Origin of the sequence: Telluribacter humicola, assembly GCF_017355935.1 — a bacterium.
In the GTDB taxonomy this organism is placed as follows: Bacteria; Bacteroidota; Bacteroidia; order Cytophagales; family Spirosomataceae; genus Telluribacter; species Telluribacter humicola.
Genome location: NZ_JAFIQT010000001.1, coordinates 1,016,168 through 1,042,835 on the forward strand (window position 1 = coordinate 1,016,168; position 26,668 = coordinate 1,042,835).

The 26,668-nt window shown below is 52.1% G+C and carries 18 protein-coding genes; 16 read left to right on the top strand and 2 right to left on the bottom strand.

The features are described from left to right. Positions 1 to 36 precede the first annotated feature (36 nt). The 8 genes from JUB14_RS04460 to JUB14_RS04495 all read left to right on the top strand — a co-directional run bounded on the left by JUB14_RS04460 (position 37) and on the right by JUB14_RS04495 (position 16,359). On the top strand, positions 37 to 2,451 hold the full coding sequence (locus JUB14_RS04460) for an ABC transporter permease (RefSeq protein ID WP_207504553.1): 2,415 nt from the start codon (positions 37 to 39) through the stop codon (positions 2,449 to 2,451). A gap of 13 nt (positions 2,452 to 2,464) precedes the next feature. Then, complete coding sequence (locus tag JUB14_RS04465; protein WP_207504554.1) at positions 2,465 to 3,067, top strand: hypothetical protein; 603 nt, start codon at positions 2,465 to 2,467, stop codon at positions 3,065 to 3,067. Between the two features lie 141 nt (positions 3,068 to 3,208). After that, on the top strand, positions 3,209 to 5,635 hold the full coding sequence (locus JUB14_RS04470; RefSeq protein ID WP_207504555.1) for an ABC transporter permease: 2,427 nt from the start codon (positions 3,209 to 3,211) through the stop codon (positions 5,633 to 5,635). 219 nt (positions 5,636 to 5,854) lie between these two features. Further along, positions 5,855 to 8,284 (top strand): ABC transporter permease, encoded by a 2,430-nt coding sequence (locus tag JUB14_RS04475; RefSeq protein ID WP_207504556.1) that lies wholly within the window; start codon positions 5,855 to 5,857, stop codon positions 8,282 to 8,284. A gap of 131 nt (positions 8,285 to 8,415) precedes the next feature. Beyond that, positions 8,416 to 10,863, top strand: coding sequence for an ABC transporter permease (locus JUB14_RS04480; protein ID WP_207504557.1), 2,448 nt, complete (start codon positions 8,416 to 8,418; stop codon positions 10,861 to 10,863). 114 nt (positions 10,864 to 10,977) lie between these two features. Then, a complete protein-coding gene (locus JUB14_RS04485; protein WP_207504558.1) occupies positions 10,978 to 13,359 on the top strand; it encodes an ABC transporter permease in 2,382 nt (793 codons plus the stop codon). 63 nt (positions 13,360 to 13,422) lie between these two features. Beyond that, the gene (locus tag JUB14_RS04490; protein WP_207504559.1) at positions 13,423 to 15,846 is read left to right on the top strand and encodes an ABC transporter permease; all 2,424 of its coding nucleotides are present in this window, start codon (positions 13,423 to 13,425) and stop codon (positions 15,844 to 15,846) included. A gap of 45 nt (positions 15,847 to 15,891) precedes the next feature. After that, positions 15,892 to 16,359: a nuclear transport factor 2 family protein gene (locus JUB14_RS04495; protein ID WP_207504560.1), complete on the top strand. Its 468-nt coding sequence runs from the start codon at positions 15,892 to 15,894 to the stop codon at positions 16,357 to 16,359. 170 nt (positions 16,360 to 16,529) lie between these two features. On the opposite strand, the gene JUB14_RS04500 is transcribed toward JUB14_RS04495, so the two are convergent. Further along, a complete protein-coding gene (locus tag JUB14_RS04500) occupies positions 16,530 to 17,021 on the bottom strand; it encodes a hypothetical protein (RefSeq protein ID WP_207504561.1) in 492 nt (163 codons plus the stop codon). Positions 17,022 to 17,041: 20 nt separating this feature from the next. Next, complete coding sequence (locus tag JUB14_RS04505; protein ID WP_207504562.1) at positions 17,042 to 17,593, bottom strand: RNA polymerase sigma factor; 552 nt, start codon at positions 17,591 to 17,593, stop codon at positions 17,042 to 17,044. A 154-nt stretch (positions 17,594 to 17,747) separates the two neighbouring features. Between JUB14_RS04505 and JUB14_RS04510 the strand changes: the two genes are divergently transcribed. The 8 genes from JUB14_RS04510 (at position 17,748) to JUB14_RS04545 (ending at position 26,630) form a co-directional block, all read left to right on the top strand. Next, the gene (locus JUB14_RS04510; protein WP_207504563.1) at positions 17,748 to 18,092 is read left to right on the top strand and encodes a DUF6249 domain-containing protein; all 345 of its coding nucleotides are present in this window, start codon (positions 17,748 to 17,750) and stop codon (positions 18,090 to 18,092) included. Between the two features lie 312 nt (positions 18,093 to 18,404). Beyond that, positions 18,405 to 20,855 (top strand): outer membrane beta-barrel family protein, encoded by a 2,451-nt coding sequence (locus tag JUB14_RS04515; RefSeq protein WP_229367518.1) that lies wholly within the window; start codon positions 18,405 to 18,407, stop codon positions 20,853 to 20,855. 156 nt (positions 20,856 to 21,011) lie between these two features. Then, positions 21,012 to 21,386: an ABC transporter permease gene (locus JUB14_RS04520; RefSeq protein WP_207504564.1), complete on the top strand. Its 375-nt coding sequence runs from the start codon at positions 21,012 to 21,014 to the stop codon at positions 21,384 to 21,386. Then, positions 21,383 to 23,803: an ABC transporter permease gene (locus JUB14_RS04525; protein WP_207504565.1), complete on the top strand. Its 2,421-nt coding sequence runs from the start codon at positions 21,383 to 21,385 to the stop codon at positions 23,801 to 23,803. Before JUB14_RS04520 ends, JUB14_RS04525 begins: the two co-directional genes overlap by 4 nt. 81 nt (positions 23,804 to 23,884) lie before the next feature. Next, positions 23,885 to 24,172 (top strand): hypothetical protein, encoded by a 288-nt coding sequence (locus JUB14_RS04530; protein WP_207504566.1) that lies wholly within the window; start codon positions 23,885 to 23,887, stop codon positions 24,170 to 24,172. 212 nt (positions 24,173 to 24,384) lie between these two features. Continuing rightward, positions 24,385 to 24,612, top strand: coding sequence for a Kazal-type serine protease inhibitor family protein (locus JUB14_RS04535; protein ID WP_207504567.1), 228 nt, complete (start codon positions 24,385 to 24,387; stop codon positions 24,610 to 24,612). A gap of 5 nt (positions 24,613 to 24,617) precedes the next feature. Next, positions 24,618 to 24,983 (top strand): hypothetical protein, encoded by a 366-nt coding sequence (locus JUB14_RS04540; RefSeq protein WP_207504568.1) that lies wholly within the window; start codon positions 24,618 to 24,620, stop codon positions 24,981 to 24,983. Between the two features lie 285 nt (positions 24,984 to 25,268). Continuing rightward, positions 25,269 to 26,630, top strand: a complete 1,362-nt coding sequence (locus tag JUB14_RS04545; protein ID WP_207504569.1) for a Na(+)-translocating NADH-quinone reductase subunit A — start codon at positions 25,269 to 25,271, stop codon at positions 26,628 to 26,630. Positions 26,631 to 26,668 lie beyond the last annotated feature (38 nt).

Consider the following 26,668-nt stretch of genomic DNA (forward strand, 5'->3'; position numbering starts at 1 on the left):
AATAGCTAATTACTAACCCTAACAACCTACCAAGCCATGATCAAGAACTACTTCAAGATAGCCCTCAGAAACCTGGTAAAGCACAAGGCATTCAGCTTTATCAACATCATAGGCGTGGCCATCGGTCTGGCCTGCTTTCTGCTACTGGCCTTATACGTCAGGGATGAGCTGAGCTACGACCGTCACCATGCCAACGCCGACCGCATCTACCGCCTGTCGCGGACGTTCCTGTCCAAGGATGGTACTGAGTCGCTGCGGCTGGGACACGCCGCGCCACCCTTCGGCCCCCTGGTCAAGCAGGACTTTCCGGAGGTGGAAGAGATGGTCCGGTTGCTGGAAACGAGCTGGCTGGTGCGGCACGATGACAAAGTATTCAACGAAGAGGACGCTTTCATGGCGGAGGCGAATGTATTCAAGGTTTTTAGTTTTAATGTACTGAGCGGTAATCCGGATAAGGCACTAGAAAATCCTTACTCCATCATGTTCTCACGGCCCATGGCCGAGAAGTACTTCGGCAAGGAAAATCCGGTGGGTAAAACCGTCCGGCTGGACAACCAGTTTGACTTTACCGTCACGGGTATTTTTGAGCCGCTTCCGTCGCAGTCGCACTTTCACCCCAACTTCCTGCTGTCGTTTTCTACCTTGAACGACGAGCGCGTCTACGGAGCCGAAAGGCTGCGTACCAACTGGGGGAATAACTCTTTTTCGACCTTTCTGCTGCTATCTAAAGGTACTGACCCGCAGAAGCTGGAGCGGGCCTTTCCGGCGTTTCAGGATAGGCACTTACCACAGGATAACGGAGGCAAAGCCTCTTCCTACTCTGTCCTGAACCTGATGAAGTTGACGGATATTCACCTGCACTCCCAGCTCGACTCCGAGATCGAGGCCAACGGCGATATCCAGTACGTGTACCTGTTTTCGGCCATTGCGCTATTTATCCTGTTGATTGCCTGCATCAACTACATGAACCTGGCTACGGCCCGCTCGGCCTCCCGCGCCAAGGAGGTAGGGATGCGCAAGGTAGTAGGCGCGGTGCGTAACCAGCTGATGGGGCAGTTCCTGAGCGAGTCGTTGCTGCTGGTGACGGTATCGGTTCTGATTGCACTGGTACTGGTGATTCTGTTCCTGCCGGTGCTGAATCAGTTTACACAGAAACAACTCTCTTTTGGCGTACTGTTTGACCCGCAGTTTCTGGCTATTATCCTCGGCATTACCCTCCTGACCGGTCTGGCCGCGGGTAGTTATCCGGCCTTCTTCCTGACGTCCTTTCAGCCGACCAGTGTACTCAAAGGTAAGATTGCCTCGGCCATGCGCAACGGGAAACTCCGGCAGACGCTGGTCGTAGCGCAGTTCGCGATTGCAGTAGCACTCATCATCAGTACCGCGGTTGTGTATAATCAGATGCGGTACATCCAGGACTATAAACTGGGCTACTCCAAGGACCAGATCGTACTACTCCCCATGGTAGGAGATACCAGTACCAACTACGAAACCATCAAGCAGGAGCTAAAAAATAATAGTGGGGTGGTAGAAGTAGGAGGTTCATCGCGTATTCCGTCGGGCCGCCTGCTGGACTCCTGGGATGCGTACGTTACGAAGGGCGACTCCATGGCTCAAACTGATATAAATATCAAGGCCCTGACAGTAGACCACGATTTTATTCCGGCCTATCAGATCCAAATGGCTGCGGGGCGTAACTTCTCCCGCGAGTTTACTACCGACGACTCCACCGGTTTTATCCTGAACGAGACGGCTGTAAAACTGCTTGGCTGGAAGGACCCCAGCGAGGCCATTGGCAAAGGGTTCGGCTACGGGCGTGACCGCGGACAGATCATCGGCGTCACCAAAGACTACCACTTCGAATCGCTGCACCAGACGGTAGCACCTATTGCGCTGTTCCTGGAGCCCCAGCGGCTCAACTGGATGTCGGTACACGTAGCGGGTGGGGATATTCAGCAGGCCCTGGGTCATATTGAGGCTACCTGGAAGAAGCACTTCCCCGACCGCCCTTACAGCTACGAATTTCTGGATCAGCGTTTCGGCCGTCTCTATGCCCGCGAGCAGACCCAGCAGGTACTTTTCGGCGTATTTGCCGGGATAGCCATTTTTATCTCCTGCCTCGGATTGTTGGGGCTCTCCATGTTCATGGCCGAGCAGCGCACCAAGGAGATCGGTGTACGTAAGGTACTGGGTGCCTCGGTGGGTAATCTGGTAGCCTTACTTTCCAAAGACTTCATGAAGCTGGTACTCATAGCGATAGTTATCGCTAGTCCGATAGCCTGGTACGCCATGGACCGCTGGCTGCAGGACTTCGCCTACCGCACCGATATCCAGTGGTGGGTATTTGCGCTGGCAGGTATAGTAGCCATCCTCATCGCCCTATTCACCATCAGCTTCCAGAGTATCAAAGCGGCGCTGATGAACCCTATAAAATCCTTACGAACCGAATAAACAACCTAACGCTATGAAAACTCTTGCAACCCTATTCCTAGTGGCTATTAGCTTCACCGCAGTAGCGCAGCAGTACTTATTTCATGAAGAAGTTCATGACGATGGCAAACGCCTCAAGATCAAGGTAGATATTGAAGAAAAAGGGAGGTCAATTCATTACGCCAATACCTTCAACGTGAGTGGGATGAGCAAGGAAGAAAAGGAAGACCTGGTGGCTCGTACCCTTGAATCGGTGAAGGGCCGGAAGGCGCAGGAAGAATTAAGTACCGCTTATGCGCCCCGCCCCGCCAGAGCTGCCACCCGGACTGCGTCAGCTGATTGCCCGGAGGCCCGGAGTACCGTAGCTCATAGAGACGCGCCTGCTACCTGGGCTACCGCGTCGGCTGAGGCGACTACTTCTGCTGCTCCGGTCGTGGAGAAACAGGTACCTTTTCAGAAATCCATTGAAGAAGACCCTGAAGCAAAGCGCATCAAGGTACGCTACGAGTATTTCGAGAATGGGGAAGAGCACATCTTCGAGCGCACCATCAACACCGAAGGACGTACCGAGCGGGAAATCAAGAAGCTCCTGGAAGAGACCGAAAAGAGCCTGGGCCTGACCCAGAAAAGTATGTAAGAGCCCAGGGAATGTATAATGAATAATTAAGAATGTATAATGTAGGAAGCCATACAGCCTACCGCTTAAAGCCGTAACATCTTTTGTCTCTATTTAAGAAGCTAAAAGCTAACGGCTAATAGCTAACTACCTAACCTAGCCATGTTCAGAAACTACTTAAAAATAGCGCTGCGCAACTTTGCGAAGCATAAAGTGTACTCCTTCATTAACCTGGGGGGGCTGACGCTGGCCATTACCTGCTGTCTGCTGCTGGGGATGTACGTCCGGCACGAGTGGAGCTTTGACCGCTTCCACTCCAAAACCGACCGCCTGTACCGCTCCTGGACGAAGGAGGTATATAAGGGTGAGATATTCACCAATACCGTGACCCCCTATGTACTGGGGCCAACACTAAAGGAAACTTATCCGGAAGTAGAGGCCATGAGCCGCGTCCGTACCAGTACCCTTAATGTAAAGAAGGGCAGCGAGGTACTGAGCGAACGTGTACACGAGGTGGATAAGGATTTCTTCCGGATGTTTGATTTTGAATTAGTTGGCTCGGCGGGCAGTAATCCGGTGCAGGATCTGTATTCGGTGGTACTGACGGAGGAGACAGCCAGGAAGTACTTTGGGGATGAGAACCCCATTGGCAAGCAGCTCTTCATGCAGCTCGACAGCGCCATGGAAGCCTATACCGTAACGGCCGTCGCCAAAACGCCTCCTACGCACTCGAGCATCCGCTTTGGGATCATTATCCCAATGGAGAATGCACTGCCGTACCGCTCCGACAAAATGCTGAAAAGCTGGTTCATGATTGATCCCGAAACCTACGTACTGCTGCGCGAGGGGGCGGATGCGGAGAAACTAAAAGCAAAGTTTCCGACTCTGTTGAAGACGGCGCTGGGTGACAAGTACCAGGATAATAACTACGTAATCAACCTGCAGCCCATCCAGGACATTCACCTCAACACCGAGCTGACGGACGGTATCGAATCGACTAGCAACCCGGCCTACTCCTACATTCTGGGAGCCATTGCGATCTTTATCCTGCTGATTGCCTGCATCAACTTCATGACCTTGTCGCTGGGGCGCTCCATTAGCCGGGCGCAGGAGGTAGGGGTACGCAAGGCCATGGGAGCCATGCGGAGCCAGCTCATGAACCAGTTCTGGAGCGAGGCCTTGCTTATGACCCTGTTCGCGGTAATACTGGGCGTGGCTCTGGCCTTTGTACTCACACCTACCTTCAGCAAGCTGGCTAATCAGGCGCTGAGTTTCCGCTTTGACGCGGTTACGGCGCTATTCCTGCTGGGGCTGGTAGGGTTGGTGGGATTGGTAGCGGGTAGCTATCCGTCGCTGGTCCTGTCAGGTTTTCGTCCGGTGGAGGTACTCAAAGGCAAGATCAGCCTGAAAGGAGATGTGAGCCTGTTCAGGAGAGTGCTGGTAGTGGTGCAGTTCAGTCTGTCGATCTTTCTGATTGCAGGTACCGTCCTGCTCAATCAGCAGTTAAATTTCTTACAAGGTACCTCGCTCGGGTACCAGTCGGACCAGACCGTGATCATACCCGTAGGAGTAGGAGGACCGGAAGGACGACAACTAGCCGAGCGGTACAAAAATACGCTAGCCAGTCAGAAAGAGGTGCGGAGTGTTACGGCTTCTGCCTTTCCTTTTGCCGAAGAGGATAGGGGTAGCTGGGGCACGCTGGGCTTTACCGATAACAAGAAGGTGTACCGCGAGTTTCAGTTCAACGCGGTGGACCCGCAGTTTGTACCTACCTATGGCATTAAGCTGGTGCAGGGGCGTAACTTCGATCAGGCCAACACCGCCGATACCTACGGAGGCATCATCGTCAATCAGGCTTTTGTGAAGCAGTTTGGCCTGAAAGACCCGCTGAACGAAAAGATTCCCGGCCGCTTCCATGACCACCGCATCATTGGCGTTACCGAAGACTTCCATTATGCCTCACTGCACTCCAAAGTACAGCCGCTGGTGTTAACGATACGTCCTGACTCACTATTCAAGTATTCCGAAAATGTCATGTTCGGGTCTTCCACCGCGCTGGACCTGTCGGTGCGACTAGCGCCGGGACAGCTCTCGGAGCAGGTAGCCCTACTCGAGCAAACCTGGAAGACCATAGCGCCCAACGAGCCTTTCAACTTTACATTTCTTGACGATAATCTGAATCGGCAGTACGAAGCGGAGCAGCGCCTGAGCCGTATCGTAACCATAGCCTCGTTCATTTCCATTCTGATCGCTTGTCTGGGACTGTTCGGACTGGCTACGCTGGCTGTAGCGCGTCGTACCAAGGAGATCGGTGTGCGCAAGGTACTGGGAGCCTCAGTGTCGGGTATCGTGGGCCTGCTCTCAAAGGATTTCCTGCAGCTGGTACTGGTAGCCATCGTAGTAGCCTCGCCGCTGGCCTGGTATGCCATGGAGCAGTGGTTGCAGGACTTTGCCTACCGCATCGATATCCAGTGGTGGGTATTCGCGCTGGCCGGCGTCGTTGCCGTGCTGGTAGCCTTCCTGACAGTGAGTTTCCAGAGTCTGAAAGCCGCTCTTATGGACCCGGTGAAGTCGCTAAGAAGCGAGTAGAAGGAGGAAGGGAGGAAAGGATAAAAGTAGGAAATACAGTAACGGCCCCAGAGGGGTTGGACCTTAGTAGTACGAAAGAATAAAATTGAGCTTTAGCCCCACTAGGGGCGGCACCTATATTACATAGAGACGCGATAGATAGCGTCTCTATGTACCATAATAAACTAACAGCTACTACCGCGCGGCAGAACGCCTAATAGCTAACACCTGGCAAAGCCTATGATAACCAACTACATCAAAATAGCCTGGCGGAATCTGGTTCGCAACAAGGTGTATAGCTTTATCAATGTGGTAGGGCTGGCGCTGGGGATTGCGGCGTTTCTGCTCATCCTGGAATACATCAGTTTCGAGCGGAGCTACGACAACTTCCACGCGCAGCTGCCCTACATGGTGCGGCTGCTCAATGAGGACGTGAAAGGGCAGACCTGGCCTGAGATAGAGCCAGGCTGGGCGCCGCGTGTCAAAGAGCGCTTCCCGGAGGTAAAGGACTACTGCCGCTTTGAGTTTGGGGTATCGCAGGGCGTTGTCAAAACTGCGGGTAGCGGCGAAGAGCCCATTCGGGAGAAGAACATCGGTTTTGTAGAGGCGAATTTTTTCGGATTCTTTAGCTTTCCTCTCCTGTCTGGTCAGTCTAAAGCGCTGGCGAAGCCAAACGTTGTATTCCTATCGGAGTCGGCGGCCCGGAAGTACTTCGGTACTCAGAACCCAATGGGGGAGGTACTTATGCTATCCAACCAGTTTGGCTCGGCCCCCTTCACGGTGGAAGGCATCTACGAAGACATCCCCCTCAACTCCGACATCCGGTACGACATGGTGTTTTCGCTGGCCACGATGAAAAGCAAGGGTTACATTGAAGGCAACGACTGGGCTTCGCTGGACAACCTGGACTCGCAGTACATCAACACTTTTTTTACCTTAAATGAAGGTGTAGATCCCAAAGATTTTGAAAAGAAACTCACCGCCTTCCGCGACGAGCTGGGGCAGGAGGAAGACGGCGTGAAGTTCCGGCTGCAGCCATTCAGGTACACCCACCTGGCCGAGTCGCTCTCGGATACCCGGCACACCACCGGCAACCTGAAGTACGTGTACATGCTGGGCGTGATCGCGCTCCTCATTATCCTGATTGCCTGGTTCAACTACGTCAACCTCTCTACCGCCCACGCCCTCAAGCGCGCCGGAGAGGTAGGGGTACGTAAGGTCATAGGAGCTACGCAGCGGATGCTGATGGGACAGTTCCTGGGCGAGTCGCTGCTGGTGACGGTACTGGCGCTGGGAGGGGCTATCCTGCTGATCCAGCTTTTGCAGCCCCTGTTCAATGAACTAGTCGGAAAAGAGCTGTCGCTGGGGATGCTCGGCTACACTACTACCTGGTTCGTGGGGCTGGCGGTGCTGGTACTGGGCTCACTAGGGGCTGGGGCCTTTACGGCCTTCCGGTTGTCTGGATTCAATCCGGTAGAGACGCTGAAAGGCAAGCTAACCCGCTCCACGAGCGGAATCCTGCTGCGGAAGTCGCTGGTGGTGGTGCAGTTTACCATATCCATCGTGCTGATACTGGCAACGCTGACCATATACACCCAGCTACGCTACATGAAAAACAAGAAACTGGGTATCAATACGGAGCGGCTACTGGTGGTCAAGGGGCCGGACGTGGGCAAAGACAGCAGCTACGCCAACCGCAGAACGGGCTTTATAAGCGAAATAACCCAGCAAAGCTTCATCAGCGACTACTGCGTGTCGGGCAGCGTACCCAGCAGCTGGTTCAATTTTGCCACCAGCGGCTTCACAAGGCCTGATTTTAGTCCGGGCGACGAGCACAAGAGCTACTCCTTCGCCATCATTGATAGCCGTTACCTGAATACCTACGGCATGACGCTAAAAGCGGGTCGTAACTTTACTCCCGAAGAATGTAAAGTAGACTGGAACCAAAACAGCAAGGTACTCATGAACGAGCGGGCCATCCGGCAGCTAGGCTTTGAGACGCCCGAAGAGGCCGTTCGTACCCGCATCCGGTGGGACGAGCGCGAGCTGGAAATCATCGGCGTCGTGCAGGACTATCACCACACGGGCGTGCAGCGCGCCATCGAGCCTATTATCTTTTACCCCCAAAACAACAACGCCTTCTACACCCTGCGACTTACCGCCGGGGAGCTGCCCGACAAAATAGCGGCCGTAGAGCAGATGTACAGGAGTACGTTTCCGGGTAATCCGTTCGAGTACTTTTTCGTAGATGATAATTTCAACAAGCAATATACCTCAGAGCAGCAGTATGGCAACCTGTTCACAACCGCCTCCCTCTGGGCTATCCTGATTGGTTGTATGGGGCTGTTTGGTCTGGTGGCCTTTACGGTGGAGCAGCGCACCCGGGAGATAGGCATCCGCAAAGTACTCGGCGCCAGTGTAGGCGGCATCGTGGCCCTGCTCTCCAAGGACTTTCTGTGGCTGGTGCTGATTGCCATCGGCATAGCCTCGCCCATCGCGTGGTACCTGATGGAGCAGTGGCTGCAGAACTTCGCCAACCGCATCGACATCGAATGGTGGATTTTTGCGGTAGCCGCCCTGCTGGCTATCCTCATCGCCCTGGCCACAGTCGGCTACCAGTCGGTACGGGCGGCCCTCATGAATCCGGTGAGGTCGCTACGCTCGGAGTAATGTATAATGAAGAATGCAAAATGAATAATTAATAATGGGAGAGGGGCGAGAATAAAGAAGTACCCTTTGCGTCTCAACAAGCCATAAAAAAGCTAACAGCTAATACCTAACCGCTAATACCTAGTTTAGCCATGATCAAAAACTATCTTAAAATCGCCTGGCGGAACATTATCCGTAATAAGACCTTCTCCGCTATTAACATCCTGGGGCTGGCGGTGGGGCTGACTTGCTGTATGCTCCTGCTGCTGTACATCCGGAGCGAGCTGTCGTACGACAAGCACCACGAGCACGCCGACAACCTGTACCTGCTGGGTCTCAAATCGGTGATTGGGCAGAGTGCAGGGAGGGAATTTGCCACCTCGCCGGCACCGTACGCCCCAACGCTGAAGTCGGAGTACCCCGAGATTGAGGAAACGACCCGCCTGTTTGCGCCCGAAAACAAAGCCCTGCTCCAGGTACGTGAGCAGGGAAAACAGATACTTTCTTTATACGAAAGCAGGGGGTATCAGGTTGACTCCAATTTTTTCAACCTGTTTTCTTATGAGTTTGTGGAAGGTAATGCTGCCAGTGCGCTGGCAGACCGCAACTCGGTAGTACTGTCGGAGGAGGTAGCTCAAAAGCTCTTTGGCGCCGGGCCGGTACTTGACAAAACAGTCCGCATCGTTGGTGATTTGGGCCTAGGAGAGGAGTTTAAAGTAACGGGCGTGTACCGCGATGCCAGCGCCCGCTCCCATATCGACGCCCGTTTCTTTGTTCCTATTTACGCCGGTGGCATTGGTAACTTCCTGCGGGAGGGGCAGCTGGACTTTGCCAACAACAACATGTTCATTACCTACCTGCGGTTGCGGCCGGGTACCGAACCTGCCCAACTGATGCAGAAGCTGCCGGCCTTTGTGGAGAAGTACGCCCGGGCCGATCTGAAGCAATACGGCTTTGATGTAGCCCTGCAACTGATATCAGTCAAAGACCTGCACCTGTACGACCAGTTTCAGAGTGTGATTACTCCCACCAATACGACTACCTACCTGTACATTCTGGCTTCCATCGCCATCTTTACCCTCCTGATTGCCTGTATCAACTTTATGAACCTGTCCACGGCACGGTCGGCCCGGCGGGCGGCGGAAGTGGGCGTACGTAAGGTCATGGGGGCGCAGAAATTCGCCCTGGTGCGGCAGTTCCTGGGCGAGTCCATGGTACTGACGCTGCTGGCGCTGGTGATTGCCCTGCTGCTGGTGTTGCTGCTGCTGCCCGTATTCAACCAGTTGACCGATAAACAGCTCCATTTTAATGAACTGCTCCAGCCATCCATTCTCCTGACCTTCCTGGGGCTGGCTCTGCTGACGGGATTCATAGCGGGTAGCTATCCAGCCTTTTACCTGTCGCTGTTCAACCCGGCGTTGGTGCTCAAAGGCAAGTTTACCAATACCCTTTCGGCAGTGGCGTTGCGTCGTAGCCTGGTGGTGTTCCAGTTTGTGGTGTCGGTGGGGCTGGTACTGGCTACCTTCGTTATTCAGGAGCAGATGAAGTACCTGCGTACTACGTCACTGGGCTTTACGCAGGACCAGCAGATAGCCATTCCTTTCCGGTCGGATGAGTCTCGTCAGGCTTACACCGCCTTCCGAAATGAAGTACTCGCCAGTAACCAGGTAGTAGCGGCAGGGGGCGCACAGTCCTACCCGGGCATCTTTAATGGGTCCGACCTGGTGATGCACCGCCCCGACCAGTCGCAGGAGCAGGGACACGACATCAAGATCAACCGCGTCGACTACGAATACATGCAGACGATGGGATTCGAACTGAAGCAGGGGCGGATGTTCTCCCGCGAATTTCCGGGCGATACCAACGACCGGATGGTCGTCAACGAAGCGCTGCTGAAGGAGTTTCAAATCCCGGCGGATAAGGCCATCGGTCAACGGCTGAGCTTCGACTGGGGGGGCGTGTCCTATCCGTTTGAGATTGTGGGGGTGGTGAAAGATTTTCATTACGAAAACCTGCACCAGACCATCCAGCCGTATGCTTTTCTGCTGAATAATGGAGCCAGCATCAACTACCTCATCGTGCACGTCAATACTGATAATATGCAGCAGGTACTCGGCTTTATGGAGCAGAAATGGAAAGCCCTGCGCCCCGACGAACCTTTTGAGTACACCTTCCTGAACGAGGATTTTCAGAAGAACTACCAGGCCGAAGCCCGCACCTCCCGGATCGTCAGCTACTTCACCCTTATTTCCATCCTGATTTCCTGTCTGGGGCTGTTCGGACTGGCGGCCTTTGCGGCGCAGCAGCGTACCAAAGAGATTGGCGTACGGAAAGTCATGGGGGCATCGGTGAGCAGCATCGTTCTGCTACTTTCCAAAGATTTTCTGAAACTGGTCCTGATCGCCATCGTCATCGCTTCGCCCATTGCCTGGTATGCCATGAATCAGTGGCTGTCCGACTTTGCGTATAAGATTGACATTCCGTGGTGGGTGTTCGTGGTATCGGGGGCGCTGGCGGTAGTCATTGCCTTTATCACCATCAGCTACCAGAGTATCAAAGCAGCCTTGATGAATCCGGTGAAGTCGCTGCGCTCGGAGTAGTGTAAAATGAAGAATTAATAATTAAGAATGTGGGAGAGGGGTAACGTAGAGATTTGACCTAACCTCTTGCTTTAATACAGCCTAATTACTAATAGCTATCAACTAGACCTTTCCATGATCTATAACTACCTAAAAATAGCCTGGCGGAACCTGATAAGGGCTAAGGTGTATGCGTTTATCAATATGGCAGGACTGGCTGTGGGGATGGCGGCGGCTGTACTTATTTTTTTGTGGATACAGAGTGAGCTGAGCTACGACCGCTTTTACAGTACAACGGACCGCCTCTATCAGGTGTATAATCGGGACAAGATTGATGGCGAGCCTATGGTCTGGGGTAATACGCCCATACCGCTGGCTCCGACCTTAAAAGCCGAATTCCCTGATGTCGAAGAAACTACGCGGTATCTACCACTCACTCTGCTGCTCTCGGCCAATGGCAAACATATAAATAGGCAAGGCGCATTTGCGGATGCCAGCTTCTTTCACCTGTTTGACTTTCCGTTCCTGGCGGGAAATGGCGATCAGTCTCTGGCGGAAAACAATGGAATAGTCATTACAAAGTCCCTGGCCGAAAGACTTTTTGGTACTACGGATGCTCTGGGTAAAATCGTACAGATAGAGCATAAAGATAACTTTCTGGTGACGGGCATACTGGAAGATCTACCAGGCAATACACAGTTCAATGCTGTAGAGTACTTTCTGCCCTGGAGCCATTTTATGGCTATGGGCTGGGGTTCTGACCATTGGAACTCCAACAACTATTTTACCTACGTATTGCTGAAAGAAAAGGCTAATCCGGATGCCGTTAACGAGAAAATCAAGCATGTCACGGCGAATCGCCTTAAAGGTATACTTCCGGATATTTCCAATCGGAGTATCTTTCTGCATCCGGCCAGCAAATGGAATTTGTATTCCAAAGTGGAAAATGGAGAACTGGTAGGTGGAAAGATTACTACAGTCCGGCTGTTTGGAATCATCGCCATCTTTATCCTACTGATTGCCTGCGTCAATTTTGTGAATCTGAGTACGGCCCGAAGCGATAAGCGCGCGAAGGAAGTAGGCGTACGAAAGGTAGCCGGCGCGAATAAGGCCGCATTAGTCTTCCAATTTATCAGTGAGTCGGTGCTACTGACGTTTTTCTCCGGAATAGTAGCTGCGGTGATAGTACTCACTCTTATTCCCACTTTTAGCAACCTGGTGGGGCAACCCCTATCCCTCAACCTGGAATCAGGGAGCTTCTGGTTATTTGCCGTTGCTTTTGTCTTATTCACCGGACTAGTGGCGGGCCTGTACCCGGCCTTTTTCCTTTCCAACTTTCAGCCCGTGAAAGTAATGAAGGGTACCTACAAAACATCTGGAGCTGTTTTTCCGCTCAGAAAGGGGCTAGTTGTTCTGCAATTTACCTTTGCACTTGTACTCATCGTGGCTACGCTGGTGATTAAGCAGCAACTCGATTACGCCCAGAACCGGGAGAGTGGCTATGATCGGGCTAACCTGCTATACACGGTATTAGCGGGTGAATTGGGAAGCCACTTTGGTACCTTACGGGAAGAGTTGATCAATAGTGGTGCGGCCGTTGCCGTCACCAAGTCATTAGGCCCCATCACTAATATCAATACACGTCAGTGGGGTGTTTCGTGGCCAGGAAGTACCTCTGATGATAAGAATACTGAATTTAATCTATTTGGTGCTGATCAGGATTTTGTACCAACTACGGGAGCTACCCTACTGCTGGGCCGGGAAATCGATGTACGCAAGTACCCGACCGATTCGGCGGCTATAGTACTCAACGAAGCCGCTGTAAAGGCCATGCGGTTGGCGGACCCGATTGGTACTAAAATAAGCTACAATGATCGGGAATGGCAGGTAGTGGGGGTAGTAAAGGATTTTATCTTTGCGTCTCCGTACCAGCCCGTCAACCCCGCTATCATAGAGGGACCAGGTAGTCCGCTCGCGCACCAGTGGACAAACATCCGGCTCAATCCACAGCATAGTACTGCTCAAAACCTGGCTACCATCGAAGGTATTTTCAAAAAGCATAATCCCGGTTATCCTTTTGAATACACGTTTGCGGATGATTCGTATAACGCCAAGTTTGCGGCGGAGCAGCGCACAGGTACTTTGACCAGCCTCTTCACCGGACTGACCATTTTTATTTCCTGCCTGGGGCTGTTCGGATTGGCCGCCTACATGGCTCAGCAACGTACCAAAGAGATCGGAGTGCGCAAGGTACTGGGTGCCACCGTGGGCAGCGTCGTCCGTCTTCTGACCCATGACTTTATGGTACTTATGGCCCTGGCATTTGTCCTGGCTGCACCCGTGGGTTGGTACATTATGGAAAAATGGCTTCAGGAATATGAGTACCGGATAGCTATCGATCTGAAAATATTTATCCTGACTCTATTGTCTTCGCTGCTGATTGTGGTACTCACGGTCAGTTCCCAGGCTATCAAAGCCGCCCTGATGAATCCGGTGAAGTCACTAAGGAGCGAGTAATGTATAATTTAAGAACCAGTAACTAACGAGCTAATATCTAAAACTTAATTACCTAACATAGCCATGATTAAAAACTACTTCAAAATCGCAATTCGTACACTCTGGAAAGGCCGGGGCTTTGCCGCTATCAATGTGGTGGGGCTGTCGGTGGCATTCTGTATCTGTGTTTTTCTGTTCCTGACCGCCTACCGTCAGTTGACTTATGATTCTTTCCATGAAGATGGAGACCGTATTTTTCAGACTTACTTTTTTTCCAATGATCCCGAACGGACTACGCGGTCGGGTGGTATGCCCATGCCACTTACTCCGGCCCTGAAAGAAGAATTCCCCGAGGTGCAGGCCGCTACCCGGGTTCTGACCGGCAGAACCAGCCTTATTACGTATCAGGGAAGGTACTTTGATAAGCTGGTTGGAAAGACGGATCAGGATTTCTTAAAGATCTTTTCGTTTCCCCTGCTCAAAGGCAACCGGGAAACTGCGCTACATAGCCTGAGCAGCATTGTGATCAGCAAGACTTTGGCGGAGGCGGTATTTGGTACCGAAGATCCCATTGGCAAGCAGATGCAGGTGGGCAGCGAAGGCAGCGAAAGAACCTACCTGGTCAGTGCCGTCATGGATGATATACCCGATAATTCCTCTATACAGTGTGATGCGCTGGTCCGGATCGAAAGTACGGCCGAATACCAGAATCAGAAAGATAGCTGGGACTCCCATACGCATCCGGTTTTTGTTAAAGTAGCGCCCGGGGTTGAACAAAGTACACTGGAAGCGCGTCTGAAACCATTTGCCGCCAAGTACTTTCCAGCTTCAATTGAGGCTCTTCAAAAGAAAGGAGCTACCCCCGATGAGCGTGGCGATTTGTTTGCCATCCGGCTGCAGCCACTGTCGGATGTACATTTTAATACCGAAATTTCCGGAGGTAAAGGAGCGCCCATTGCCGTGGTGTATGCTATTATCGGAATCGGACTATTCATACTGCTGATTGCTTCTATCAATTTTATTAATCTCAGTATTGCCCGATCATTTACCCGTCTGCGCGAGATGGGGGTCCGAAAGTCATTGGGAGCTATCAAAGCTCAGCTTTTTATCCAGATCTGGGGCGAGTCCCTGCTGGTGTGTATTATCGGCTTTACGGTTGGCTTTTTGCTGGCACTTAATTTGGTGCCTGCTTTCAATGCTACGTTTGATGCGCGTATCCAGATAGTTCAGCTATTCCAGCCGGGCTTTATAGCTATCATGCTGGGGATTTTTGTATTGGTTTCGCTGGTCGCGGGAGGTTATCCGGCCTGGAAAATGGCGCGCTTCAATCCGGTAGAGGTGTTGAAAGGAAAGATCGCCACCGAACGTCCGGGGATACTGCGCAACTCGCTGATCGTAACCCAATTTGCTATTTCCTGTCTGTTCATATGCTTTACCATAGTAGCTACGCAGCAGATCAATCACCTGCGTCAAAAGCCGCTGGGCTTTCAGAAAGAGCAGGTAGTGAGTATTCCGGTTGGTAACCGGGTCAACGGCCGGCAGGTACTGCAACGCCTGCGCAACCAATTTGCCAATGATCCGGCGGTGCTGTCGGTAACGGGTAGCGGAGTGAATCTGGGGAGGGGTAAAGACCGGGTTTCTTCACGGACTACGCTTGGATTTACCTATAAAGGCAAAGAGGTCGATACCGACTGGCTGCTGGTTGACTATGACTACCTCAAGACACTGAACATAAAGCTGCTGGAAGGGCGGGAGTTCGATCCGGCCTATCCAAGCGATTCGGTCAACCGGGTTATTATTACCGAAAGCATGGCCAGGGCCATTGGCAACAGCAATCCGCTAGGTAGTTATTTTGAAACTGATACTGCAGGTACCCGATTCCAGATCATCGGTCTGGTCCCTGACTTTCAGCTCTACTCCGTGGCTGAGGAAGCCAAGCCCATTACGATGCACTTATCCGCCTCCGAGCCGATCAACTATGTATTTGTAAGGGTGTCGCCCAACCAACTGGTGGGTACCATGGATAAGCTGAAAAACGTGTGGCGTGAAGTAGCGCCGGCCTCCGAATTCATGGGTACTTTCCTGGATGAGAACATCGACAACTGGTACCGCAATGAGCAGTCCCTGACGAGGATTTTCAGCCTGGCCTCCACCATTACCATCATACTATCCTGCCTGGGACTATTTGCTATCGCCCTGCTGGTTATTGAGCAGCGGACCAAGGAGATTGGAATCCGTAAGGTAATGGGCGCCAGTATAAGCAACGTTGTACTCATGCTCACCCGCGACTTTGTCAAGCTGGTCCTGATTGCGCTGGCCATTGCCATTCCGCTGGCCTGGTTTGGTCTGCAACAGTGGCTGAAACAGTACTCCTACCGAATTGAAATAAATGCCTGGGTATTTGTGGGCGTGGCGGTGGCGGCTATCTGTATAGCGCTGGCTACGGTAAGCTACCAGAGTATCAAGGCCGCGCTGATGAATCCGGTGAAGTCGCTACGGAGCGAGTGATATAAAATGTAGAATGTATAATTTAAAATTAATAATGGACTAGCTATGAGAAAGTTACTTGTAATAACCCTGTTGATGGCGGCACTTACCGGTGCTCAGGCCCAAAACAACCAAACCGAAGACCTGGCGGCCGTGAAGCAGGCCTGCTTTAACTACATTGATGCCTTCTACAAAGTAGATACCACGCTGGCGTACCAGAGTATTCATCCGAGCCTGCAGAAGCGGGGCTTCTCGTACAGTATGAAGGATAATAATTACTCCCGGCAGCTGGAGATGCCGTTTCCAGCGCTGATCAGCCTGGCTAAAGTATGGAACAAAGACGGCAATCGTACCAACGCGCAGTCACCGCGGGAGGTGGAGGTATTTGAAATAGCGGATAAGACCGCCTCGGCCAAAGTCAAGGCCGTATGGGGCATTGACTACATTCACCTCATGAAGGAGAATGGTACTTGGTACATCGTGAATGTGTTGTGGCAGTCGCCGCCGAAGTTTACGCAGCAGCCCCGGCAGTAGCCAACTATTACTTCGTGTCCTGAATTATTTGTAGAGTAAACGCAAATCTGACCGTTGCCATTTACGGTACCCCACTAACGGTGGGGTACCAATTGGTTAGAGCTGCGCTGATAGATCCGGTGAGATCACTGCGGAGCGAGTGGTATCAGGCAGAGCCCGTACTACCTAGATCAGACGGGCTCATGCCCTCTGCCCCAAAGTACCCGTTGCCGGATGAAGTAATCCAGGAGCAGGAGCATACAGGTAGCGATTAATGTTAGCGGATAAAGTACGGGTACCCGTGCGATAGCCTGTGTGAAACCGGAGAAAGCGCTCCCGGTTTGTTCCCAAAAGGCAGAAGCAGATGGTTGTAGTTCGGGTGATGGAGATACCAGCAGGTTACCCACCACGAGCAGAGCGAAGCAAGCGGCTATGAGGTACCCTGCTTTTTTGCTGATAATGGGTTCCACTGGCTTGGGGGCTGTCGCTTCTACCTGGGCCATGATGCGCTGGGCCAAAGCGGCAGAAGGCTGCTCCGGAGTAGTTTGCCGCAGCAAAGTGTGCAGGGCTATATCCTGCTCGGCCTCCGCACGGACGGCGCTCATCAGGCGGTCGGTGAAGTCGGTGGCGGGCTGGTCAGGTCCGGCCTGCTGGATTAGTTTTTTGAAATTATCGTTTTCCATGCTTCTTACTAGATTCCTGTTCACAACAAAAAACGTAATTCTTTCTCGAGTATTTTCCGGGCCCGAAACAGCTTCACCTTGATGTTGGCGGCCGTCAGTCCGGTTATTTCTTCAATCTCTCTGATCGTGTTTTCGTTCATATAGAACAACGTAATCACGACCCCTTCCATCTCCGGTAGCTTCTGAATGGCCTGCCTGACGTACTTCTGCCGCTCTTCGTCCTGTAGGTACTCCAGCGGCGGACTGGACGTATCGTCGGTGTAATTTTCGCTCAGGTCGTCGTCCAGAGCCAGGATAAGTACTCCTTGCTTCTGTCGTTTGGAAACCGACGTGCGATACACGATGGTATACAACCAGGTAGAAAACTTGGCCTTGCCCGCAAACTGGTGCAGCTGCTGGTACGCCTTCACAAAGCTTTCCTGCGCTACGTCTTCGGCTTCTTCACTGTTCCGCATGATCTTCAGCGCCAGGGTGTAGGCCATAGCCTTGTAGCGCTCCACCAGGAAAGCAAAAGCCGCCAGATCTCCCTGAAGTACCTTATCAATATATACCTGATCTTCCGTAGCTTTCATTTATTTCGTGAGCAGAGGCGCACTCATAAGACCATGTTTGTTAGGGTCAGGTTACAGCTTCGAGTGAGAAAATTTATTTTTATAAAAAGCTGTAACCACAGCCTGGGTACCCCGGTCTTATAGGTAGTAGACAACAAAAAATATAAAGATACCCATGACACCTACCCTTATTTTTTTAGGAGGTTTTGCCGCAATTTTCGGGATTGTTTACGTGTTTCTGATGACGCGCCACAAAGAACGTATTACTCTGATAGAACGCGGTGTGGAGGCCTCCATTCTAGTTCCGAAAAGTAGGTCTTCCATCTCACCTACGCTGAAGTTCGGAATGCTCTTTGTAGGCATTGGCTCAGGTATTCTGGTAGGTATACCTCTTGGTAATCTGCTGCATGAATTTTACGATACGCCTAAGGCCATTGCTCCCTTAGCTATGGTTTTTCTCCTGGGAGGTCTGAGCCTGATTGTTAATTTTATCATTGAGCGCAAGCTTAAAGACGAGTAGTGTACATTATACTTCGCCTTAAACAGATCTCTTCTCTTTCCCTCTACACTTGTATCTGACCGCTTATCACTAAATTGGAAAGTTTCGGTATGCTACCTTGTTAAACAAAGTACCTTTCTATACATTTATACTAATGAATATATAAACAGGGCTCGAGAGCTGGCCAGCCATTGATAAGCGGAGCCCTGATATAATTGCCTCGGGCAGAACCTGTAAACCCACTTAAAGTACCTTCCCATTGCTCGAAAACTGATCTGTTTTCGCCGGGAGAACTATGTCTTAATACCTAGCAGCCATAAAACTCTATTAGCCATGAAAATTATGTTACAAAGTGTCATGAAGGGATGGTGGGCCGTGTGCACACTCATATTGCTCAGCCACAGTACCTGGGCGCAAAGTACCCCCGGTAGCGCCAGCATTACCGGTAGCGTCTCAGACTCCGCCAGTGGGAAAAAGCTGGATTATATCACCGTTCACCTTATGACCGGCCCAGGTACCCCCGTGAAGGTAGACTATACCAGGGCCGATGGTACCTTTACCTTTACGGGGCTGGCTCCGGACAAGTACGTGGTGTCGGTTGTGGGTATGGGGTACCTTACCAAAACGATGTCCGTAGACCTCACCGATAGTACCCGGCGACGTGTGGAAATCGGCCCGATCCAGCTCAGTCAGGGTGCGGTGGGGCTCAAAGAGGTAACCGTCACGGCTACCAAGCCGATCATCACCCAGGAGGTAGACCGGCTCGCCTACGACATACAGGCCGACCCGGAGAGCAAGGTATTCAGCGCGCTGGAAATGATGCGCAAAGTACCTTTGCTGACGCTGGATGCCGACGACAACATTCTGCTGAAGGGCAACAGTGACTTTAAGATCCTGATCAACGGCAAGCCATCCAGCATGGTGGAACGCAGCTACAAGGATATCCTGCGGGCCATGCCGGCCTCGTCCATTCAGCGTATTGAGGTCATTACTACGCCCCCGGCCAAGTACGATGCCGAAGGACTGGCGGGGATCATTAATATTATTACCAACAAAAAGATTGACAACGGCTACAGTGGTTCGTTAAACGTCAGTGAGCGCTTCCCCGTCGGTGGGCCCGGACTTGGGGGTACCTTTACGGCCAAGCTAGGAAAGTGGAGCATGTCGGCCCTGGGTGGTGCCAGCCTCTATCATACACCCGTTATCCAAACCGCTATTCGCCGTACTACCACCGGTCTGGAGCCGACAAACCTGGTGCAGGAGGGTATCCAGCGCTCGCAAAACCAAAATGCCTACCTGGGCTATGAGCTGAGCTACGAACTGGACAGCCTCAACCTTTTTTCGGGACAGTTTAACATCAACGGCAGCCGCTCGGATGGGCGGATCCAACAGGAAAGCCGGCTGAGGGGACTGGAGGAAGTCCTGCAGGGGTACCGCCTGGATAATACGCTTGACGGCCGGGGCACCGGTATGGACGCGGCCCTGAACTACCAGCGGGGCTTCCGGGCGGATAAGAACCGGCTTCTAACATTTTCGTACCGGTACTTTTCGTACCAGAATGAGCAGCTGAACGCGCTGGCTATAACCGATGCCGTGATGTACTTCCAGCCTGACTATCGGCAGCAGAACGACCAGCGCTTCGCGGAGCAAACGTATCAGGTTGACTATGTGTACCCGGTCAAGAAGCTGAGCATTGAACTAGGGGTTAAGGGCATTCTTCGAACCAACGAAAGTGACTTCCAGCACCGAAATCTAAACTCCGAAACGGGACAATTTGTGATTCAGCCGGGCTTGAGTAACCAATTCAGAAACGAGCAAAATGTCTATGGAGCCTACAATACCTACCAGTATAACTTCAAAAAGTGGAGTGTGAAAGCGGGTGCACGCATTGAGCAGACAGTAATCAATGTCGACTTCCGGTCGTCGGAACTGCGGGTACGTCAGAACTACTTCAACATCATTCCGTCGGTGTCGGTCAATCGGAAGCTGAAAGGTAACAAAGCGCTGAATCTGGGCTATATGCAGCGCATCCAGCGGCCGGGTATTTACCAGCTCAACCCCTTTGTGGACCGCTCAAATCCAAGCTTTGAACGGACCGGTAACCCAAACCTGCGGCCTGCGCTGGTGAACGACGTGCAGCTAGGCTTTAACTGGTCCAAGAAGGTGTCGGTCAATGCAGGGCTGGGCTTTACATTTTTCCGCGATCTTATCTTCCCCGTGTCGGTTTATGACTCTACGACGCAGATCACCCGGACCTCCTATGGCAATACCGGCCGGGCCAAACTACCCAGCGGTAGCCTGAACATCAACTATCCCGTGAGCAAGCGCTGGAACATGAGCCTGAACAGCCGCGCGGCCTATGGCATGGTAGAAGGTCTCGTAAACGGGGTACTTATAAAGAACCAGGGGCTGATGTACAACCTCAATATCTCGACCGGCTATCGGCTGGAAAAAGACTGGCGCGTCAACGCGAACCTGAACGTCAACGGCCCCAGCATAAACCTGCAGGGTACTTCCAATAGCATGATCAGCTCCTCATTTAGCGTGAACAAAGATATAGTCAAAGACAAGCTTTCTTTCTCGGCTTCGGTGAATAACCCTTTCACCAAATTCCGGCGTGACTACCGGGAATCCTTCGGACCGGACTTTGTTCAGAGCAACGAACGCTGGGACTACTTCCGTACCTTCAGTGGTAGCTTCAACTACAAGTTTGGCAAGTTGAAAGAAGGGATCAAGAAGAACAAGCGGGGTATCCGGAACGACGACGTCCAGAACGGAAACTAACGAGGTACCTACTCACTCAGAAAGCCGCGTTCATAGCTGAACAAAACTGTCCGATTTCGGACAGTTTTGTTCAGCTATTTGCATGTAAGTTATTGGTTGTCAGTAGGCTGTTGCGCTGGTATAGCTTTTGTCTATCCCATTGAAATGCCTTTGGTTATGCTCCAAATCTACCTGCCAATTGCGCTCAGAAATCTGTGGCGGCACCGAGGGGTCGCGGGCATTACTATGGGTGGGCTGGCTATTGGTGTAGCGGCCTGTTCGCTGATGGTGCAGTACGTGAGGTTTGAGAAGCGGGCTAAGCTGGCAAAACTGAACGAGAAGTATCTGAGTAAAAGCAGCCTCCGGCTCCGGATGCAACCCCTGACAAACATTCACTTCCATTTTGACTCCATAACGGCCCGTTCTCTAAGCCGGGCCAAAGAAGTGGGCCTGCGCAAAACCATTGGTGCCGGACAAGACCAGCTGATAGGTCAGTTTCTGGCGGAGGCTTTTCTCTATATACCTTCTACCCCTTACCTACAACTGCCATGATACAGAATTATCTGAAAATCGCCTTCCGTAACCTATTGCGGCACCTGAGCTTCTCACTCATCAATATTGTCGGTCTGGCAGTGGGGATAGCGGCCTGTCTGCTGATCCTGCATTACGTCAGCTATGAGCTGAGCTACGATGATTTTCATGCCAAGGGCGACCGGATCTACCGCGTCCGGCAGGACCGCTACAACGATGGCGTGCTGAGTACGCAGTGGGCGGGGGGCGCTTTCGCGGTGGGTAATTCGTTCAAGGATGCTTTCGGAGAGGTAGAAGACTACGTGAAACTGGTAAAGACACGGGCGCTGATAGCCACCAACGGCGACGAGCGGCAGAAGATAGAGAAGACCTACTGGGCCTCGGCCTCTTTCTTTAAAGTTTTTTCGTACCCACTGATACAGGGCGACCCCGCCACGGCCCTGGCCGAACCCAATACGGCGGTGATTACGGAAACAGTAGCCCAGCGGTTGTTTCGAAACGAAAATCCAATGGGTAAGAGCATACAGATTAATCAGAACCAGGTGTATAAGGTAACGGGAGTCATGAAAGACATGCCGGCTAACTCCCACCTGAAAGCGGATATGCTGCGCTCGTACGTGACTTTTGTCAACCAGACCACCCGCGACGGCAATGGCCCCGAGACGGCCTGGCAGTGGGATGGCTGCCTGACCTATGTTCAGCTCCGGCCCGATGCGAATCCCCAGGCTTTGGAGGCGAAGTTTCCTGCCCTGGTAGATAAGCTGGCCGGCGAAGACCACAGGAAGTATAATTCATCAGCGGTGTACCTGCTTCAGCCGCTGAAAGACATCCACCTCTACTCACACTACATGGAAGAGGCCGAACCCAACGGCGATGGTACTACCGTGTACCTCTTGCTGGGGGTAGCCTTCTTCATTGTATTCATTGCCTGGGTCAACTACGTCAATCTGGCTACGGCGCGGGCTATCAACCGGGCCAAAGAAGTAGGCGTACGTAAGGCCGTAGGTTCGCTGCGGAGCCAGCTCATCGGGCAGTTTCTGGCGGAGTCGGCGTTGCTCAACGGACTGGCGGTAGCGCTGGCCCTGGTACTGGTGGCGCTGGTAATACCGCTGTTCAACGAGCTGTCTGGGCAGGAACTGACGCTGTCTCTGCTGGGCAATGCGGAGTTTTGGCTGGCGCTGATGGCATTGTACGTAACCGGAGTGTTCTTCTCTGGTCTGTATCCGGCGTTTGTGTTGTCGGGCTTTCAGCCGATAGCTGTTCTCAAAGGTAAGATAAGTACTTCCGGCCAGGGAATTATACTGCGTAAGTCGCTGGTAGTCATGCAGTTTACCGCTTCGCTGTTTTTGCTTGTGGGTACTTTCGTGGTATTCCGGCAAATCAAGTACATGCGGGAGCAGGCATTGGGTATTAATATAGACCAGACGCTGATCGTCAACCCGCCCATTGTCCGGAATGACTCTACCTATATGAATCAGATGACGGCCTTTAAGCAGGAGCTGCTACGGCAGCCTAGTATAAAGCATATAACTGCCTCAACGGTGGTGCCGGGGCAACCGTCAGACTGGAATGCGGGCGGTATACGCCTGGTGGGAACCGACGAGGCGAAAGGTAAGCAGTACCGCGTCATTGGGGTAGACTACGACTTCCGCAAAGCCTACGATATAAAACTGCTGGCGGGACGCGATTTTTCAAAAGAGTTCGGTTCCGACCCCAAAGCAGTTTTATTCAACAAAATGGCGGCGAAGCATCTGGGCTTCGATCAGCCGGAGCAGGCCATCGGCAAGCAGATCGACTTCTGGGGCCAGACCTTCACCATTGTGGGTGTAACCGATAACTTCCACCAGCAGTCGCTGCGCGATGCCTACGAGCCGCTTATCCTGCGCCTGATACCGGACGTGGGAGGGTACTTTTCGGTCAAGATGGAAACCGGCGATATCAACAATACCATCGAAAAGGTACAGGCCGAATGGAACCGCTTCTTCCCCGGCAATCCATTTGAATATACTTTCCTGGACGACCGTTTTAACGAACAGTACCGCGCCGACCAGCGGTTTGGGCAGGTATTCGGGCTGTTTACGGTACTGGCGATCCTGGTGGCCTGTCTGGGTCTGTTCGGTCTGGCGTCGTTTACCATTGTCCAGCGTACCAAGGAAATCGGCATCCGGAAGGTACTTGGAGCGTCGGTAATGGGAATCCTGCAGTTGTTCTACCGGGAGTTTGCCTTCCTGATTATACTGGCCTTTATTGTGGCTACCCCGCTGGCCTGGTATGCGACCAGTCAGTGGTTACAGACCTACGCTTTCCGAATTACGCCTGACTGGGAATTGTTTGTGTTTCCTTTTGTACTGGTACTGACCATTGCCCTGCTGATCGTTTCGTACCAGACCCTTAAAGCGGCCCTGATGAATCCGGTGCGGTCATTGCGAAGTGAATAAAAGTAAAGCGGCCGGCCGCTATTCATTCTACCGCTACTAAGCAAGATTAATTTTCTTAAACCTCTAAATAAATTAATACGTATGAGTCACATAGCTATCCCGATTCCTCCGCTTCCAGGCAAGCAGGAGATTGAAGTGGAAGTAACCATCAACGGACAGAAGCAGCAACTGCACTACCGCGTGGAGCTATTCTACTGGGATGACTGCAGCAATCCCCAGGGCCACCGCGCCGACTGCATCAGCGAGATGCTGTCGCACCACGACCCCGACTGGACCGTGTACTACATCGGAGCGCCTACCGATGAATTTGTACCCATCACCTTCGTGAAGAAGGAGAGCCGCCGCTTCCTGCAGGGAGCCACGGCTTAGTCGTACGCCTGCACCGGGACGGGAGCCATGGCTGGGGATGTACCTCAGCCATGGCTCCCGTCTTTTTTATAGTACCTGACTCTATTCTGCCTGACTTTACGATTTTTAGCCTCATTTATAATGGGTTGACGTAGCGCTGGGAATAGATTTTTTAGGGGATAATGTAGAAGCGAGAGTACCTAACCAGTCAAAAGTCAGATAGGAGAGATACCATGAAGTACATACTTAAAGCAGTTATAGCCTGTGTTGCATTGACGGGCCTGGTTGGATGTCAAAAGTCGACGGTAAGCGACAGCTGCCGGGAGCAGGCACGTGACGACCGGGTATGCTACCAGGTATATGATCCCGTGTGTGGCTGTAACGGTAAGACGTACTCCAATGACTGTGAGGCCGAGGCCGTCGGTATCACCAGCTTCACCAAAGGACCCTGTAACGGATAGAAGCCATGAGATATTCTTTATTAGTACTACTCCTGTTTGGGCTGCTGATGGCCTGTCAAAATGAGGAAGACATCAACCCTGATGGTACCATCGAAACCAATGCCCAACTGGTAAACAACCTGCCGGTAGACGGGTGCGAGTGGCACTTTATGATCAATCACGGTAGCCACACCACTTTTTACCTTCCTACTAAGGCAACGGCCTTCCGGGTCGAAACCATCATAGCTACCCTGCCGAAAACGGGAGGGGCCATAACCAGCCGGGTCAGGATCAGGTACCGCCCGACCAGTCAGAAGGGGCAGGTACAGTGCGGCTTTGGACGTATAGCCGAGTACGATGAGATAGAAATAATCGAGATTAGAGAAAGATAGTCTTAGAGGGAAGAAGGCAGGTTAGTTGAGGTGGTCCGGGAGGGTCACCTTTTTTATATTCAACGCATGGTGTGGGCCTGGTCATGTACCTGTCCTGTTTGGGCATAATGGCACTTTATAAAGTTAAATCCAACTATCTGACTACTAGCAGCAACAGCAGTGAAATAAGCAGCAGAATATATGTCAGAGTGACCTTTTAAATTTTCTGTAAAAATGTTTGAAATAGATAGTAGGAAATATGCATCAAAAGCTTATTATTGAACTATTAAAAGATTTTGTAGCATTATGGGTAAAGCAATCAAACTTCGCAAAGGCTACGATATTAATCTTGTCGGAAAGGCCGAATACGTCCTCACTCCACTTCCCATGTCCGATGTTGTAGCCATCAAACCAACTGATTTCAAGTCAGTTGTTCCTAAGTTAATGGTAGAAGTAGGGCAGGAGGTGCTGGCAGGCCAGCCTGTGTTTTTTGACAAGGCCAACCCAGCTATAAAAGTAGCCTCACCCGTAAGTGGGGAGGTGGCCGAGATCGTGCGGGGGGAGAAGCGACGAATCCTCGAAATCCGGATCATCCCTGACCGCACTGACCTTCGTTATCTCCCTTATCCACAGGTAGATCCGATTGGACTTTCCCGTGAAGCTATCATTGAGCGCCTGCTTGAGGGAAGCTGCTGGAACTACATCAGACAGCGCCCTTACACGCTGATAGCCAATCCCGAAGACATCCCTAAGGGTATATTTATCTCCTGCTTTGACACCGCTCCCCTGGCTCCGGATATAGAGTACATTCTGGATCAGGAAAAAGAAAGCTTTCAGGCTGGTCTGGCGGCCCTGCAAAAGCTGGCCCCCGGACGGCTGCATATCAGCCTGAGAGGAGGAGCCGATAATAAGATCAGGGAAACGGATCTGGCTGGTATCCCTTCCGAAAACATCCACTACTTCCAGGGCCCGCACCCGGCTGGCAACGTAGGGGTGCAGATTCACCACCTGTCGCCCATCAAAAAGGATGAAGTAGTCTGGTACGTACAGCCGCAGGATGTTGTCATCATAGGCCGACTATTCCGGGAAGGACGGTACCGGGCTGAGCGCGTTGTAGCTCTGACAGGTAGTTGCGTACAGGCGCCCCAGTATTTCCGGGTACTTCCGGGTCAGAAGCTTAGCTCTATCCTGGATGGCCGCCTCAAAGAGGGTAAGCTACGTATCGTACAGGGTAATATCCTGACCGGAGCCACTTCATCCGACGACGATTTCCTGTCCCACTATTGCAATCAGTTGACAGTTGTACCCGAAGGAGACGAGCCGGAGTTTCTGGGCTGGTTACTGCCGGGTGTTGATAAGCTCAGCCTCTCACGCACCTATTTCTCGTGGTTGTTTCCCAAACGTACCTACCAGCTTGATACCAACATGCACGGTGAAGAGCGCGCTTTTGTCATGACGGGCCAATACGATCAGGTGCTCCCTATGGACATTATGCCCGTCATGTTGCTGAAAGCCATTCTGGCCAAAGACATAGAGCGGATGGAGCAGTTGGGTATCTATGAAATAGCGGAGGAAGACTTCGCTTTATGTGAATTTGTGTGTACTTCCAAGATCGAAGTACAGCGTATTATTTCGGAAGGGCTGGAATACGTCCGTACCGAAGGGTAGCTTACTCCCCATACAGTAGCGAACAGTAGTTTGTAGTA